The organism is Pseudomonas sp. MM211, assembly GCF_020386635.1.
In the GTDB taxonomy this organism is placed as follows: Bacteria; Pseudomonadota; Gammaproteobacteria; order Pseudomonadales; family Pseudomonadaceae; genus Aquipseudomonas.
The window spans coordinates 4,182,225-4,197,028 of the sequence record NZ_CP081942.1 but is presented as its reverse complement, the minus strand read 5'-3'; the positions used below and the strand labels follow the sequence as shown (position 1 = coordinate 4,197,028).

The window sequence follows — 14,804 nt, the reverse complement described above, 5'->3', positions numbered from 1 at the left end:
TGATTGCTCCCACGCTCCAGCGTGGGAGCATCTGCTTGGGCGCTCCGCGCCCGCTTCCCGGCTCGCAGGGACGCAGGGACGCAGGGACGCAGAGCGTCCCAGGATGCATTCCCACGCTGAGCGTGAGGAACGATCAATTGCTGTCCCAGTGCTGGAATAGAAAAGCGTTTTCCACCCTACGAGGGCGATGCGCATCATCTTAGCCTGGGTTGAGCGAAGCGATACTCAGGAATAAGAGCTTGCGTTACGGCGGCGAGGGCAGGGCAGCTACACACCTCAAATCCAAAAAACTCAATTTTTTTAGTCAGTTAGCGAAAAAGGGTATTGACTCTTCAGCGTGCCTACGTAAAATGCGCACCCACAGCAGGCACATAGCTCAGTTGGTTAGAGCACCACCTTGACATGGTGGGGGTCGTTGGTTCGAATCCAATTGTGCCTACCAAATTTTAAATGGTCGCTTCGGCGGCCATTTTTTTTGATCGCGATTCCTGGTTCTTGCCTTTCGGGGTGCTGTTCGCGATTTGGGGAGATTCTCCCAGGCTTTCTAGGGCGCCTTGTCAGGTGTCCGTGATTCTGCAAGCATCCACCGTTTTACACCTTCCAGTGATTGTGGTTCCTTGGCTGGCCTAACAGCTCCTGCCTCTGTATGGCAGGTACGCCAATGGATCGCTTACTGGCTCATCCCAACCCATGTGGCCTTTGGTAGAGGTCACCACTAGGAGAGGAAGCGCCATGCCTATCATTACTCTTCCCGACGGCAGTCAGCGTTCGTTCGATCATCCGGTATCCGTACTCGAGGTGGCTCAATCCATTGGTGCCGGTCTGGCCAAAGCCACCGTCGCTGGCAAGGTCGATGGCCGTCTGGTTGACGCCTGTGACCTGATCGAAGCCGATGCGACCCTGCAAATCATCACGCCCAAGGATGCGGAGGGCGTAGAAATCATCCGCCACTCCTGTGCTCACTTGATCGGCCATGCAGTCAAGCAGTTGTACCCGACTGCACGCATGGTTATCGGCCCGGTGATCGACGATGGCTTCTATTACGACATCGCCTACGAGCGTCCCTTCACGCCCGATGACGTCACCGCCATCGAAGCGCGCATGAAAGAGCTGATCGACAAGGACTACGACGTCATCAAGAAAGTGACGCCGCGCGCTGAAGTTATCGACGTGTTCACCTCGCGCAGCGAAGACTACAAGCTGCGCCTCGTTGAAGACATGCCGAACGAGCAGGCCATGGGCCTGTACTACCACGAAGAGTACGTGGACATGTGCCGCGGCCCGCACGTGCCTAACACTCGCTTCCTCAAGGCATTCAAGCTGACCAAGCTGTCCGGCGCCTACTGGCGTGGCGATGCCAAGAACGAGCAGCTGCAGCGCATCTACGGCACTGCCTGGGCTGACAAGAAGCAGCTGGCGGCCTACATCCAGCGCATCGAAGAAGCCGAGAAGCGCGATCACCGCAAGATCGGCAAGCGCCTCGATCTCTTCCACACCCAGGAAGAAGCGCCGGGCATGGTGTTCTGGCACCCCAATGGCTGGACCATCTATCAGGTGCTCGAGCAGTACATGCGCGGTGTGCAGCGTGAAAACGGTTACCAGGAAGTCCGTACCCCGCAGGTCGTCGACCGTGTGCTGTGGGAGAAGTCCGGGCACTGGGGCAACTACGCCGACAACATGTTCACCACCGAGTCGGAAAGCCGCGACTACGCGATCAAGCCGATGAACTGCCCGTGCCACGTGCAGATCTTCAACCAGGGCCTGAAGAGCTACCGCGAGCTGCCGTTGCGTCTGGCCGAGTTCGGTTCTTGCCACCGCAACGAAGCATCCGGTGCCCTGCACGGCATCATGCGTGTGCGCGGCTTCACTCAGGACGACGCGCACATCTTCTGCACCGAAGAACAGGTGAAGAAGGAAGCGGCCGACTTCATCAAGCTGACTCTGCAGGTCTATTCGGACTTCGGCTTCAGCGACATCAAGATGAAGCTTTCCACTCGTCCGCCCAAGCGTGTTGGCGACGACGCCTTCTGGGATCGCGCCGAGAAAGCCCTCGCCGACGCCCTGAATGACGCTGGCCTGCCGTGGGAATACCTGCCGGGCGAAGGCGCGTTCTACGGTCCGAAGATCGAATTCACCCTGCTCGACTGCCTCGGCCGTGCCTGGCAGTGCGGCACCCTGCAGTACGACCCGAACATGCCGCAGCGTCTGGAAGCGAGCTACGTTTCCGAAGACAACAGCCGCAAGATCCCGGTCATGCTGCATCGCGCGATTCTCGGTTCCTTCGAGCGTTTCATCGGAATTCTCATCGAACACTACGAGGGTGCCTTTCCGGCATGGCTGGCGCCAACCCAGGCAGTGATCATGAATATCACCGATAAACAGGCCGATTTTGCCCTCGAAGTGGAAAAATCACTCACTCAAAGCGGCTATCGTGCCAAGTCCGACTTGAGGAACGAGAAGATAGGCTTTAAAATCCGCGAGCATACTTTGCTCAAGGTCCCCTATCTGCTAGTCATCGGGGATCGCGAAGTCGAGACGCAAACTGTCGCTGTGCGTACCCGTGAAGGTGCTGACCTGGGCTCCATGCCCGTCGCCCAATTCAATGAGTTGCTCGCACAAGCGGTTTCCCGGCGCGGTCGCCAAGATTTGGAGTAATTATTATTAAGCGTGAAATGAGACAAGATAAACGAGCTGCACCGAAGGCCCCGATCAACGAGAATATCTCGGCACGCGAGGTTCGGTTAATTGGCGCTGAAGGCGAGCAGATTGGCATCGTCTCTATTGAAGAAGCGCTTAAAATAGCCGAAGACGCCAAGCTGGATCTGGTGGAAATTTCTGCTGATGCATTGCCGCCGGTTTGCCGGATCATGGATTACGGCAAGCACCTCTTCGAAAAGAAGAAGCAGGCAGCGATTGCCAAGAAGAACCAGCACCAGCAGCAGATTAAAGAAATCAAGTTTCGTCCAGGGACGGAAGATGGGGATTACCAGGTAAAACTTCGCAACCTGGTACGTTTCCTGATGGAAGGGGACAAGGCCAAGATCTCTTTGAGATTCCGTGGTCGTGAGATGGCCCACCAGGAGCTGGGTATGGAACTGTTGAAGCGGGTCGAAGCTGACCTCGCCGAACACGGTACCGTCGAACAGCATCCTAAGATGGAAGGACGCCAACTGATGATGGTCATCGCTCCCAAACGCAAGAAGTAACCTCCAGGGCACGGCAGGCCTTATGGTTATCTATATCAACTGAATGCGGAGTATCCGAACATGCCAAAGATGAAAACCAAAAGCGGTGCGGCTAAGCGTTTCCTGAAAACCGCCACCGGCTTCAAGCACAAACACGCTTTCAAGAGCCACATCCTGACCAAGATGTCGACCAAACGTAAGCGTCACCTGCGCGGTAGCACCATGGTGCATCCGTCTGACGTTGCAAAGGTCGCGCGCATGCTGCGCGTTCGTTAATCTCGGTCAAGATAGAGGAAATAACTCATGGCTCGTGTTAAACGTGGCGTTATCGCTCGTGCTCGTCACAAAAAAATTCTGAAACTCGCTAAAGGCTACTACGGTGCACGTTCGCGCGTATTCCGTGTTGCCAAGCAGGCTGTCATCAAGGCTGGTCAATATGCCTACCGTGACCGTCGTCAGAAAAAACGTCAGTTCCGCGCTCTGTGGATCGCTCGTATCAACGCTGGTGCTCGCGTCAACGGTCTGTCCTACAGCCGTTTCATCGCTGGCCTGAAAAAAGCGTCGATCGAAATCGACCGTAAGGTTCTGGCTGATCTGGCAGTGAACGAAAAAGCGGCGTTTGCTGCGATTGTCGAGAAAGCGAAAGCCGTACTGGCTTAAGTCCCCGACAATCACCGGGTTTCGGCCCGGTGCTAAACGTCACCAATAGGGGAAGAGCCTTCAAGCTCTTCCCCTGTTTCGTATCTGGAGTCTGTAAATGGAAAATCTGGATGTGCTGGTCTCGCAAGCGCTTGAGGCCGTCAGCCACACCGACGATGTGAACGCCCTGGAGCAACTGCGGGTTCACTATCTGGGCAAGAAGGGCGAACTGACCCAGGTGATGAAGACTCTGGGCAACCTGTCTGCCGAAGAACGTCCCAAAGCGGGCGCTCTGATCAACTCGGCCAAGGAGCGCGTCCAGGACGCCCTCAACAGCCGCAAGGACATTCTCGAATCGGCCGCGCTGAGCGCCAAGCTCGCCGCTGAACGTATCGATGTCACCCTGCCGGGCCGTGGCCAGGCATCGGGTGGTCTGCACCCGGTTACCCGTACCCTGGAGCGCGTCGAGCAATTCTTTACGCGCATTGGTTACGGTATCGCCGAAGGCCCCGAAGTGGAGAACGACTACCACAACTTCGAGGCGCTCAACATTCCGGGCCACCACCCGGCGCGTGCCATGCACGACACTTTCTATTTCAACGCCAACATGCTGCTGCGCACCCACACCTCGCCGGTACAGGTTCGCACCATGGAATCCCAGCAGCCGCCGATTCGTATCGTCTGCCCGGGCCGCGTGTACCGTTGCGATTCCGATATCACCCACTCGCCGATGTTCCACCAGGTCGAAGGCCTGCTGGTCGACGAGGGTGTGAGCTTCGCCGACCTCAAGGGCACCATCGAGGAATTCCTCCGCGTGTTCTTCGAGAAGCCCCTGGGCGTGCGTTTCCGTCCTTCCTTCTTCCCGTTCACCGAGCCGTCGGCCGAAGTCGACATGCAGTGCGTGATGTGCAGCGGCAAAGGCTGCCGTGTGTGCAAGCAGACCGGCTGGCTGGAAGTGATGGGCTGCGGCATGGTGCACCCGAACGTGCTGCGCATGTCCGGCATCGACCCGGAAAAATACTCCGGTTTCGCCTTCGGCATGGGCGTCGAGCGCCTGGCCATGCTGCGCTACGGGGTGAACGACTTACGGCTGTTCTTCGATAACGATCTGCGGTTCCTGGCGCAATTTCGCTAGCAACTCTCGCATTTTGTAATCGAATCGGATCAGGAGAACAGACAGTATGAAATTCAGTGAACAGTGGCTGCGTGGCTGGGTAAGCCCGCAGGTTTCCCGTGACGAACTGGTCGCGCGCCTCTCCATGGCCGGCCTCGAAGTCGACAGCGTCAGCCCGGTGGCCGGCGCCTTCAGCGGCGTGATCGTGGGCGAGGTGCTGAGCACCGAGCAGCACCCAGACGCCGACAAACTGCGCGTGTGCCAGGTCAGCAACGGCAGCGAAACCTTTCAGGTCGTGTGCGGCGCGCCCAACGTGCGCCCCGGCCTGAAGATTCCGTTCGCCATGATCGGCGCCGAACTGCCCGGCGACTTCAAGATCAAGAAGGCCAAGCTGCGCGGCGTCGAGTCTAACGGCATGCTCTGCTCGGCTTCCGAGCTGCAAATCAGCGAAGACAACGACGGCCTGCTCGAGCTGCCAGCCGATGCGCCGGTTGGCCAGGACATCCGCGAGTACTTCGAACTCAACGACGTCAGCATCGAAGTCGACCTCACCCCCAACCGCGGTGACTGCCTGTCGCTGGCCGGTCTGGCCCGTGAAGTCGGCGCCCTGTACGACGTGCCGGTAACCCGCCCGCAGGTTGCTGCAGTTGCCCCGGCTCACGACGAAGTGCGCCCAGTCGAAGTGCTGGCCACTCAGGCTTGCCCGCGTTACCTGGGCCGTGTGGTACGCAACGTCGACTTGTCCAAGCCGACCCCGCGCTGGATGGTCGAGCGCCTGCGCCGCGCCGACGTACGCAGCATCGACGCCGCCGTCGACATCACCAACTACGTGATGCTCGAGCTCGGCCAGCCGATGCACGCCTTCGACCTCGACGTGATCCAGGGTGGCATTCGTGTGCGCATGGCCGAAGAGGGCGAGAAGCTGGTACTGCTCGACGGCCAGGAAGTCACCCTGCGTGCCGACACGCTGGTCATCGCCGACCATGAACGCGCCCTGGCCATCGCCGGCGTGATGGGCGGCGAGCACAGCGGCGTCAGCGACAGCACCCGTGACCTGTTCCTCGAAAGCGCCTTCTTCGACACCATTGCCGTCGCTGGCAAGGCCCGTTCATACGGCCTGCACACTGACTCCTCACACCGCTTCGAGCGTGGCGTGGACTGGCAACTGGCCCGCGAAGCCATGGAGCGCGCCACGTCGCTGCTGCTGGAAATCGTCGGCGGCGAAGCCGGCCCGATCATCGAAGCAGTAGCCGAAGCGCAATTGCCAGACATCGCACCGATCAGCCTGCGTGCCGAGCGCGTTGAGCAGATGCTCGGCCTCAAGCTCGACGACGAACTGATCGTCAAACTGCTCGGGGCCCTGGGCCTGGGTATCGAAGCCCAAGGGGCAGGGCAGTGGCAGGTCAAGGTACCGAGCCACCGCTTCGACATCAGCCTGGAAGTCGACCTGATCGAAGAGCTGGCACGCCTGTATGGCTACAACCGCCTGCCGGTTCGCTACCCGCAAGCGCGCCTGGCGCCGCAGACCAAGGCCGAGGCCGTGGCTGACTTGCCGGTGCTGCGTCGCCTGCTGGTGGCCCGCGGTTACCAGGAAGCGATCACCTACAGCTTCATCGATCCCAAGCTGTTCGAGCTGTTCAGCCCGGGCGTGCAGCCGCTGACCCTGGCCAACCCGATCTCCGCCGACATGGCCGCCATGCGCGCCTCGTTGTGGCCGGGCCTGGTCAAGGCCGTGGAGCACAACCTCAATCGTCAGCAGCCGCGCGTGCGCCTGTTCGAAAGCGGCCTGCGTTTCGTTGGCCAGCTGGACGAACTCAAGCAAGAGCCGATGCTCGCTGGCGTGATCACCGGCAGCCGTCTGCCGGAGAGCTGGGCCCATGGCCGTGATGGCGTTGACTTCTTCGATGCCAAGGCAGACGTCGAAGCCCTGCTGGCTGCAGCCGGCGATATCGGCAGTTTCAGCTTCGTGCCGGGCGAGCACAGTGCCCTGCATCCGGGCCAGACCGCACGCATCGAGCGGGAAGGGCGGCTGGTCGGTTACGTAGGTGCCATCCACCCGGAGCTGGCCAAGACCCTCGGCCTCGATCAGCCGCTGTTCCTGTTCGAGCTGGTGTTGAGTGAAATCACCCAGGGCCGCATGCCGGCATTCAAAGAGCTGTCGCGCTTCCCCGAAGTGCGCCGCGACCTGGCTTTGCTGGTAGATCGCGAAGTACCGGCCCAGCATCTGCTGGCCGATATTCGTGAGCAGGCTGGTGAATGGCTGACCGACCTCAGGTTGTTTGATGTTTATCACGGTAAAGGCATTGATCCGCTTAGAAAAAGCCTCGCCGTTGGCTTGACCTGGCAGCATCCATCGCGCACTCTGAATGACGATGAGGTGAGCAGCGCAACCCAGAATATCCTCACCTCCCTGGAACAAAGGTTCAACGCCACGTTAAGGAACTAGCGTATGGGGGCACTGACGAAAGCTGAGATGGCCGAACGTCTGTACGATGAGCTGGGCCTGAACAAGCGAGAAGCCAAGGAGCTGGTGGAACTCTTCTTCGAAGAAATCCGCCAGGCTTTGGAACTCAATGAGCAGGTGAAGCTCTCAGGCTTCGGTAACTTCGATCTGCGCGATAAGCGTCAGCGCCCCGGTCGTAATCCAAAAACAGGGGAGGAAATCCCGATCACGGCCCGCCGTGTAGTGACTTTCCGCCCCGGCCAGAAGCTTAAAGCCAGAGTTGAAGCTTATGCTGGAACCAAGTCATAACGACGAACTGCCTGTCATACCCGGCAAGCGGTACTTCACCATCGGCGAGGTCAGTGAACTCTGTGCGGTGAAACCGCACGTGCTTCGTTATTGGGAGCAGGAGTTTCCGCAGCTCAACCCGGTAAAGCGTCGCGGCAACCGTCGGTATTATCAGCGCCAGGATGTGCTGATGATCCGCCAGATCCGCGCCTTGTTGTACGACCAGGGTTTCACCATCGGCGGTGCACGACTGCGCCTGACCGGCGACGAAGCCAAGGACGACAACACCCAGTACAAGCAACTCATCAAGCAGATGATCGCCGAGCTGGAAGATGTTCTCATCGTCCTGCGCAAATGATTTTCGCGAAGAAAAACCTTCCGTAATTCATATGCTTAGTTTATAGTTTCTCCCGCTTTCGGCTAACGCCAAAGGCACCCGCAACACCAGTCGGGGCGTAGCGCAGCCCGGTAGCGCACTTGCATGGGGTGCAAGGGGTCGAGTGTTCGAATCACTCCGTCCCGACCAAATAATCCCAACATCGAAGCTCGATCAGAAATGATCGGGCTTTTTTGTTTTCGGGACTTTTGCGTGACTTTTCCAGCCTGTCATTTTCCCTAAAGTTGCTAGGGCCGACTCGTACGAGTGGGTAGTCGATTGGTTTCACCGATCAGCTTGCCTGCTCGGCGGCTGAGTAAGGCAAGTGGTTTTGGGTTTTGCTGTCAGCGCCTTCCCGCCTTCTTCCGTAGTGGCAGCTACACGAAGTTCACCTCCAAAGGCGTGCTTGAGGCCGTGACCCGGATCGAAGCGAATCCAGGTGGAGCGGGGCGCAGAGAACACTCTTGGCGTTGTCGGCCTCGCTACACCGAGTACCTAGTCAGAGCTCTGTCCGCAAACTCTCGAAAGCATCTCGCAGGAATTCAGCCGCCGGCTTTCGCTGGCCGGTCTGCTCTCTCCAGGACGCGAGTGCGACTCTCATCGCACCGACGGAAACCATGGCCACTATCCGCAGCGCTGGACGGCGCTCGGGCTGCCGCCAGACCTCGCACAGTGCGTTGAAGAGCGACCGTTCCTGTTGCGCGTAGTGCGCCTGCTTGCGTGCAAGCAGGGATTCGCTCGACATCATGAGGTTGTCGATAGCGATCATTTCCTCGCTTGTGTAGCGCGCAATGCGCTTCACCATCACATCTCGAACGGCATCCAACGGCGCTACGTCGGGTGAGGTAGTGAGCAGATCGGCAATCAGCATGGCCGAATCGGCGTCCAGTCCGAAGAGGATGACGTCGTCTTTCGACTTGAAATACGAAAAGAAGGTGCGGCGCGAAATGCCAGCTCCTGCCGCGATAGCGTCCAGCGTCGTGTCGTCGTAGCCATCGGCAAGGAACAAGTGCAACGCGACTTCGGCGATACGCTGACGTGTTTCGCGGCGCTTGCGTTCGCGCAAGCCCTCAGCGGGTTCCATTGCTGAGGGGGGACGGATTTCCGACATTTTGAATGGCCTATTGCATTGATGCACTGAGTGCATTAAATTTTGCACTCAGTGCGCTAATATGTGCACCCAGCTTACCTTCCTTCCCCCAGCAAGGCAAAGATCATGGCTAACTGGACAGTCTTCAAAACCCCCACTTGGCGCTCCCGCACTGTAGCCGCCACTCGAGTTGCGACCTTAAGTTTCAAGGCACGCCCTCTGTATTCTCGCTGGCGAAACGGTCTCGCCGCTCTTGGTTTGCTCGTGATCTCTGCCAGTGCCGCAGGCGATTCGATTGCTCAGAGCTCGCCCAAGCCTGATTGGAGTTTTACCGACATACCTTCTCAGAAGGGGCGCATCTTCCTCGTCACCGGCGGCACGAGTGGTATCGGGTATGAGAGCGCCAAGGCTCTGGCGGGCGCGGGCGCGCAGGTCGTTATTGCAGCGCGTGATGCGAGGCAGGGCGAGGAGGCGATCAGGAACATCCGCCTGCAAACGCCCGACGCGCAGGTGCGCTTCGAGGCGCTCGATCTGGCCGACTTGGCGTCGATCCGCGCGTTTAGCGAGTACCTCAACGCGACACTGCCCCGCCTCGATGGCTTGATCAACAATGCGGGCATTATGGAGCCGCCGGAGCGCATTACATCGGCGGACGGATTCGAGATGCAGTTTGCCGTCAACTATCTGGGGCACTTTGCCCTGACCGCAGAGCTGCTGCCGTTGTTGCAGAAGGCTGATTCCCCCCGCGTCGTCACCTTGTCCAGCATTGCTGCTGCCCGCGGCGGCGCCATCCACTTCGAGGATATGCAGTTCGAGCGAGCCTACGATTCAATGGCTGCTTATAGCCAATCGAAGCTGGCCTGTCTGATGTTCGCGCGTGAACTGCAACGTCGCAGCGATGTAGGTGGGTGGGGGATACAGAGCATCGCGTCTCACCCCGGAGTTTCGCGCACCAACCTGTTGATGAACCGCGGCGGCGTGTCAGGGTTCGTGCGACGCAACTTGACGTTTCTGTTCCAGCCGGCCGACCAGGGCGCGTTGCCGACGCTCTATGCCGCCACCGCTGTGGATGCGCAAGGCGGAGCCTACTACGGCCCCACCGGCATGATGGAAACCCGTGGCCCACTTGGCTTTGCCAAAGTGCCCCCCGCTGCCACGGATGCCGATACAACCGGGCGCCTTTGGGCTCTCAGCGAAGAGCTCAGCGGCACGCAGTTTCCGTAGCGGCTTCGCTGATCCGTCGCGTTCGGCAGCAGTACGGCCGCTGCTGCGATCAGGACTGACCCGATCACAACTCTCGTCTCCGGCGCCGACGCGCTCCGGTACAGGATCTTCTCTTCATGAGCCGAACCACGACATCCGTATCGCGCCGTCCCCGCTTGCTGCAATCGCTGCTTAACCTTCGTCGTGAGGAGTTCGGGCCGGTGCTGATCGCGGCCCTGTTTTTCTTCTTCGTGCTGACCGCGCTGATGGTGCTGCGCCCTGCGCGTGACGCCCTGGGCATGGAGGGTGGAATCGAAAACATTCGCTGGCTGTTCATCGGCACCGCCGTTGTCACGCTGGCGGTGAGCCCGCTGTTCGGTTGGTTGGACACCCGCTCACGACAGATGAGACCAGACCCTACCAAGGCACGAAAACTAACCCATGGCTATTGGAAGCACAGAATGAACCTGTCAGTACGACCACTTGCCAGGCTCGCTCGTCCTGCCGGCGCGAAGATGAAATTACCCGCTCGCTTATCAACCTGGTTGGTATTTCCTGTGCTCTTGAGTGCGTGCGCTCAGGCGCCCAAAAGCACGGTAGCCGAGGCGCAGTTCGCGGCGCTGTCTTGTGCGGAGTTGGCCGTGCAGGCAGAGGACGGGCGTGTGTGGAAGGCCGCTGCCGACCAAGCCAAGAGTGATTCCTGGAACGCTGTTGTGCCCTTCGTCGTGGCAGCCCGCTACGGTCGAGCTGCCTTTTCCTCCAACGAGGCGCAAAAGCATCTGACTTCGCTTGGTGAGCAATCAACCCGACTGGGTTGTGTTCATTGATGTTCGATACCGCCCACGCAGCTCGTACGCATCTGGCGCAGAGCATCCGCGAATCTTCGCCTAGGCCAAGTTCTTTCAGTCAAAGCTGCGCGGGTTTGAACCCAGGAGTCTTATGAGCGATATCCCAGAATGCAGGCCCGTCGACGATGACCGCACGACTGAGGTGTGCGGCATTGCGCTGAACACGTTGCCGCCAGAAATGCGCGTGAACATGGGACGGCGGCAAGTGAATGCCATGCTGCTGATGGGGCTCTTGGCCTTGCATCCGGCGGTAAGGGCTCAAGGCTCCGAACCACCTTATCTGGTGACTGATTTCGACTGGGTCGATCATGCTCGATCGCGGTCGGTGCCAGCGCGTCTTTACTGGCCAACCGGTATCGCGCCTGACGCGTCGGTGCCATTGGTGGTGTTCTCCCATGGCATCGGCGGTTCTCGGCAAGGCTACAGCTACCTCGGTAAGCACTGGTCGACCCGTGGTGTCGCCAGTCTGCATGTCCAGCATGTCGGCAGTGACGTGCAACTTTGGAAGGGTAACCCGTTCGGTGTGGTTGGTCGTTTGCAGGCTGCGGCTCGGGAGGAGGAGGCCATCGCACGTGCCGGCGATGTGCGTTTCGCGCTTGATCGGATGCTCTCCGACGAAACTGGCAGCCGTGGTGCTGCGGTAGACCGCCAGCGCCTCGTCGCGGCGGGCCATTCGTACGGCGCCAATACCATGCTGCTCACGGTTGGTGCGGAGGTCATCAGAAACGGCCAGACCATTAACTGCCTGGACTCGCGCTTCTCTGCGGCCGTCGTTATCTCGGCACCGCCGTTCTACGGTGAGTCCGATCTGAAAGCGGTGCTGAGCAAGGTGTCGGTTCCGACCATCCACGTCACCTCGACCGACGACACGATCGAGATTCCGGGTTATCACTCTGGGGTGGAAGATCGACTGGCCATCTTCGATGCGATCGCCCATCCGCATAAGTTGCTTGCCGTATTTCAGGGTGGCTCCCACAGCATGTTCACCGACCGGTCACTCACCGGCGGCCCATCGCTCAATCCCAAGGTGAAGGTTGCCACTGCAGATCTCACCCTGGCGTTCCTCGACTTGATCTTCAAGCGTGACGGAGCAGCGCTCGCACGCTGGCAAACCAACTGGCAAAGCATCCTGGTATGTGCACCAAGCCCCAGTTTCACGCTATGAAGTAGGGCGCCAGGCGTAGGCGTGAGGCAGGTCTGTTCTGCTTGGCGGAGGGTAATTGAAGCCAAGCCAACTTCTCGTCACCAAGGTGCAGGGCCACGCTAAGCGCGTGTTGTACGCCGGCCATACTGTCGAGGCGAAGCGCCCATTACCCGTTTGAATGCCGTGCTGAACGCGCTTTCCGATTCGTAGCCGAGCGAGAAGGAAATGACCGAAACAGGTTCGCTGGAATTTTCCAGTTTGTCTCCCGCCAGCAGCATGCGCCAGCGCGTCACGTATTCCATAGGCGACGCTCCCACTGTCTCCCTGAAACGCTGTGCAAAGGCCGAGCGCGACATGCAGGCGTGCCCTGCCAGCGCCTGCAACGTCCAGCGGTGCGCTGGGTCGGCATGAATGGCACTGAGGGCAGGCCCCAGTTGCTTGTCCGCCACGCCGAACAGCCATCCCGCGCCGCTCGCTTCGCCTTGCGCCACATGCAGCCGCAAAGCCTGAATCAACATCATGTGGGCGAGGTGCTGTGCAACCAGGGAGCTGCCAGGCTGCGCGGCGTGCATTTCCTGCATCATCCGCTCCACGGACCAGCGCAGCGCAGCCTGCTCTGACTCGTTGCGAATATGCACGATGGGCGGGAGCATGCCCATCAGCATATCGGCGTGCCCACCGCTGACGCCAAAACGGCTGCCGACGAGGAAGAAATCACCACCGTCATTGATCTTCACCACGGCGCCGGGGTGCGGTGGCGGAAAGTAATTGCTCGATGGCTCCGGCGACAGCGACATGTCGCTCGTCAGGCGGAACGGCCGCCCGCTCGGTAGGACGAAGCAGTCACCTTGCTTCAGATGCGCAGCGTCAGGAACGCCATCTACGGCGAGCCAGCATTCTCCGGTTACCACGGCGTAGCACTTGATGAGCTTGTTCTGATCCGGGAACTGGATCGACCATGCTCCCCCGGCGTCCACGCCTGAAGACACATAGCTACGGGGTTTTAGCAGCGAGAGGACATCTGAAAGCGGATCCATTGGTTGCCCTGGTGGATTCCAAATAGACGGTGGACTTTATCACGCAGATGGGGCTGCCATAAGGATCTTGGGTGTTGCGCGGGAGGAGGGTGTGGATCGTCTCGCATTAGGCCATCAGCGATCCGCAACCCATCAATCTACGGCTGTATGCTCGAATTCCTCCCTCGGATACGCCGACACACTTGGTGGACGATCGCGAAGATTAAACAGACGTTCGCGCATAGCTCCCTCAAGCCGTGGCTTCTACCTTTGCGCTCAGACCGCAGGCCGGCGCTTGCCAGCCTGCGCACAATTTCCGGCGTGGCACCGCTGGCACAGAGAAGGAGCGGATCATGAGCAACGCGTCAGATAGCGAAGGCAACCTACCTTTTCATAATGCTGAGCGCCGCAGAGTTCTCGGTGGCATGGCCTTGGCTGCGGGCATGCTGGCGGCGGTTGGTACGCAAAGCCATGCGCGAGCCGCTTCAGCGACCAGCGCGAATGCCAAGACCAGCCCATTGGGCGAAGATCAGATCGGGCAAATTCTCGATCAGATGGCTAACTCCTTTCAGCACCAGCTACGTTCGCCGGTCATGCACCTGCCATCCGAGTATGGGCTGGACTATGAGGACGTGACTTTTCCATCGCTTGACGGCGTACCGCTAGAAGGATGGTTCATCCCTGCGCAAAACTCGAACAAGATCATTATCGCCAATCACCCAATGGGCTTCAGCCGCTCGGGTATTCCCGCTCACCTGGAACCATGGCGCAGCATATGGCGCGCGAGCGGCAACGATTTCGAAGTCGACTTCATCCCCGACTACAAGATTCTGCATGACGCTGGGTACAACGTTCTTACCTACGACCTGCGCAACTTTGGCCATAGCGGCGAGGCCAACGGTGGCATTGCGTCGAGTGGAATATTCGAGGCGCGTGACGTACTGGGTTCACTGAACTACGTGCGTGGTCGCGCCGATCTGCGCGGCATGACCATTGGCCTGTTCAGCCGCTGCCTGGGTTGCAGCTCGACTTTCCGCGCCATGGCCGATGCGCCGGCAGCGTTCGAAGGTGTGCGTTGCCTGGTCGGTGCGCAGCCGGTCACGATGAAAGGCATCGTGCAGCGGCGGCTTGCTCTCGCGGGCGTGCCCGCCGAACGCATCGACGATCTGGAGCAGCGAATCGTACTGCGCACCGGCATCGCGTTCGCACGACGGATGCCGGCTGAATGGGCAAAGCACGTCCGCGTTCCGACCTTCCTCTATCAGGTGCGTGGCGATGTCGTTACCGACCCGAGCGATGTGCAGTCGATGTTCGACAACATTCCGATCGCCGAGAAGAAGCTGCAATGGATCGATGGCACAACCGCACGCTTTGATGGCTATCTCGAATTCCAGCGTCGGCCAGGGCCGATGCTCGATTGGTTCGCACAGCACATGAATTGAACCGCTGACCAGGAGA

At 59.5% G+C, this 14,804-nt stretch carries 14 protein-coding genes and 2 tRNA genes; 14 read left to right on the top strand and 2 right to left on the bottom strand.

Translation table 11 applies throughout. From position 1 onward, the window contains the following. The first annotated feature begins 365 nt into the window (after positions 1–365). The 10 genes from K5Q02_RS19295 to K5Q02_RS19250 all read left to right on the top strand — a co-directional run bounded on the left by K5Q02_RS19295 (position 366) and on the right by K5Q02_RS19250 (position 8,195). Positions 366–442: transfer RNA gene (locus tag K5Q02_RS19295), tRNA-Val, on the top strand. A gap of 290 nt (positions 443–732) precedes the next feature. Continuing rightward, positions 733–2,655 (top strand): threonine--tRNA ligase, encoded by a 1,923-nt coding sequence (gene thrS, locus K5Q02_RS19290; RefSeq protein WP_225833273.1) that lies wholly within the window; start codon positions 733–735, stop codon positions 2,653–2,655. Beyond that, positions 2,655–3,206 carry a translation initiation factor IF-3 gene (infC, locus tag K5Q02_RS19285; RefSeq protein ID WP_225839773.1) on the top strand — a complete coding sequence of 184 codons (552 nt, stop codon included), beginning with the start codon at positions 2,655–2,657 and terminating at the stop codon, positions 3,204–3,206. The genes thrS and infC overlap by 1 nt, the downstream gene beginning before the upstream one ends. Positions 3,207–3,266: 60 nt before the next feature. Then, positions 3,267–3,461, top strand: a complete 195-nt coding sequence (rpmI, locus tag K5Q02_RS19280; protein ID WP_042552869.1) for a 50S ribosomal protein L35 — start codon at positions 3,267–3,269, stop codon at positions 3,459–3,461. 27 nt (positions 3,462–3,488) lie between these two features. Next, positions 3,489–3,845 (top strand): 50S ribosomal protein L20, encoded by a 357-nt coding sequence (gene rplT / locus K5Q02_RS19275; RefSeq protein WP_225833270.1) that lies wholly within the window; start codon positions 3,489–3,491, stop codon positions 3,843–3,845. A gap of 97 nt (positions 3,846–3,942) precedes the next feature. Next, entirely contained in the window at positions 3,943–4,959 is a 1,017-nt protein-coding gene (gene pheS / locus K5Q02_RS19270) for a phenylalanine--tRNA ligase subunit alpha (RefSeq protein ID WP_225833268.1), read from the top strand. A gap of 46 nt (positions 4,960–5,005) precedes the next feature. After that, entirely contained in the window at positions 5,006–7,384 is a 2,379-nt protein-coding gene (gene pheT, locus K5Q02_RS19265) for a phenylalanine--tRNA ligase subunit beta (RefSeq protein ID WP_225833267.1), read from the top strand. A gap of 3 nt (positions 7,385–7,387) precedes the next feature. Then, the gene (gene ihfA, locus K5Q02_RS19260) at positions 7,388–7,690 is read left to right on the top strand and encodes an integration host factor subunit alpha (RefSeq protein ID WP_013791841.1); all 303 of its coding nucleotides are present in this window, start codon (positions 7,388–7,390) and stop codon (positions 7,688–7,690) included. Beyond that, entirely contained in the window at positions 7,671–8,027 is a 357-nt protein-coding gene (locus K5Q02_RS19255) for a MerR family transcriptional regulator (RefSeq protein ID WP_225833265.1), read from the top strand. Before ihfA ends, K5Q02_RS19255 begins: the two co-directional genes overlap by 20 nt. A gap of 91 nt (positions 8,028–8,118) precedes the next feature. Next, positions 8,119–8,195 (top strand) — tRNA-Pro (locus K5Q02_RS19250). Between the two features lie 349 nt (positions 8,196–8,544). Here the strand turns inward: K5Q02_RS19250 and K5Q02_RS19245 are convergent. Next, positions 8,545–9,111 (bottom strand): TetR/AcrR family transcriptional regulator, encoded by a 567-nt coding sequence (locus K5Q02_RS19245; protein ID WP_225833263.1) that lies wholly within the window; start codon positions 9,109–9,111, stop codon positions 8,545–8,547. A gap of 150 nt (positions 9,112–9,261) precedes the next feature. On the opposite strand from K5Q02_RS19245, the gene K5Q02_RS19240 reads away from it, so the two are divergent. From K5Q02_RS19240 to K5Q02_RS19230, 3 genes are all read left to right on the top strand, one after another. Further along, entirely contained in the window at positions 9,262–10,359 is a 1,098-nt protein-coding gene (locus K5Q02_RS19240; RefSeq protein WP_225833261.1) for an oxidoreductase, read from the top strand. A 116-nt stretch (positions 10,360–10,475) separates the two neighbouring features. Further along, positions 10,476–11,165, top strand: a complete 690-nt coding sequence (locus K5Q02_RS19235) for a hypothetical protein (RefSeq protein WP_225833258.1) — start codon at positions 10,476–10,478, stop codon at positions 11,163–11,165. A gap of 112 nt (positions 11,166–11,277) precedes the next feature. Beyond that, complete coding sequence (locus K5Q02_RS19230; protein WP_225833255.1) at positions 11,278–12,351, top strand: alpha/beta hydrolase family protein; 1,074 nt, start codon at positions 11,278–11,280, stop codon at positions 12,349–12,351. A gap of 98 nt (positions 12,352–12,449) precedes the next feature. Here the strand turns inward: K5Q02_RS19230 and K5Q02_RS19225 are convergent, their stop codons facing one another. Next, positions 12,450–13,367: an AraC family transcriptional regulator gene (locus K5Q02_RS19225; RefSeq protein WP_225833253.1), complete on the bottom strand. Its 918-nt coding sequence runs from the start codon at positions 13,365–13,367 to the stop codon at positions 12,450–12,452. A gap of 332 nt (positions 13,368–13,699) precedes the next feature. Between K5Q02_RS19225 and K5Q02_RS19220 the strand changes: the two genes are divergently transcribed. Then, complete coding sequence (locus tag K5Q02_RS19220) at positions 13,700–14,788, top strand: alpha/beta hydrolase (RefSeq protein ID WP_225833251.1); 1,089 nt, start codon at positions 13,700–13,702, stop codon at positions 14,786–14,788. Positions 14,789–14,804: the final 16 nt, after the last annotated feature.

Excerpts from the sequence above, each read along its gene's own strand:
- thrS (WP_225833273.1), top strand. The coding sequence starts at position 733 with ATGCCTATCATTACTCTTCCCGACGGCAGTCAGCGTTCGTTCGATCAT.
- rpmI (WP_042552869.1), top strand. The coding sequence starts at position 3,267 with ATGCCAAAGATGAAAACCAAAAGCGGTGCGGCTAAGCGTTTCCTGAAA.
- rplT (WP_225833270.1), top strand. The coding sequence starts at position 3,489 with ATGGCTCGTGTTAAACGTGGCGTTATCGCTCGTGCTCGTCACAAAAAA.
- pheS (WP_225833268.1), top strand. The coding sequence starts at position 3,943 with ATGGAAAATCTGGATGTGCTGGTCTCGCAAGCGCTTGAGGCCGTCAGC.
- pheT (WP_225833267.1), top strand. The coding sequence starts at position 5,006 with ATGAAATTCAGTGAACAGTGGCTGCGTGGCTGGGTAAGCCCGCAGGTT.
- ihfA (WP_013791841.1), top strand. The coding sequence starts at position 7,388 with ATGGGGGCACTGACGAAAGCTGAGATGGCCGAACGTCTGTACGATGAG.
- K5Q02_RS19255 (WP_225833265.1), top strand. The coding sequence starts at position 7,671 with ATGCTGGAACCAAGTCATAACGACGAACTGCCTGTCATACCCGGCAAG.
- K5Q02_RS19240 (WP_225833261.1), top strand. The coding sequence starts at position 9,262 with ATGGCTAACTGGACAGTCTTCAAAACCCCCACTTGGCGCTCCCGCACT.
- K5Q02_RS19235 (WP_225833258.1), top strand. The coding sequence starts at position 10,476 with ATGAGCCGAACCACGACATCCGTATCGCGCCGTCCCCGCTTGCTGCAA.
- K5Q02_RS19230 (WP_225833255.1), top strand. The coding sequence starts at position 11,278 with ATGAGCGATATCCCAGAATGCAGGCCCGTCGACGATGACCGCACGACT.
- K5Q02_RS19225 (WP_225833253.1), bottom strand. The coding sequence starts at position 13,367 with ATGGATCCGCTTTCAGATGTCCTCTCGCTGCTAAAACCCCGTAGCTAT.
- K5Q02_RS19220 (WP_225833251.1), top strand. The coding sequence starts at position 13,700 with ATGAGCAACGCGTCAGATAGCGAAGGCAACCTACCTTTTCATAATGCT.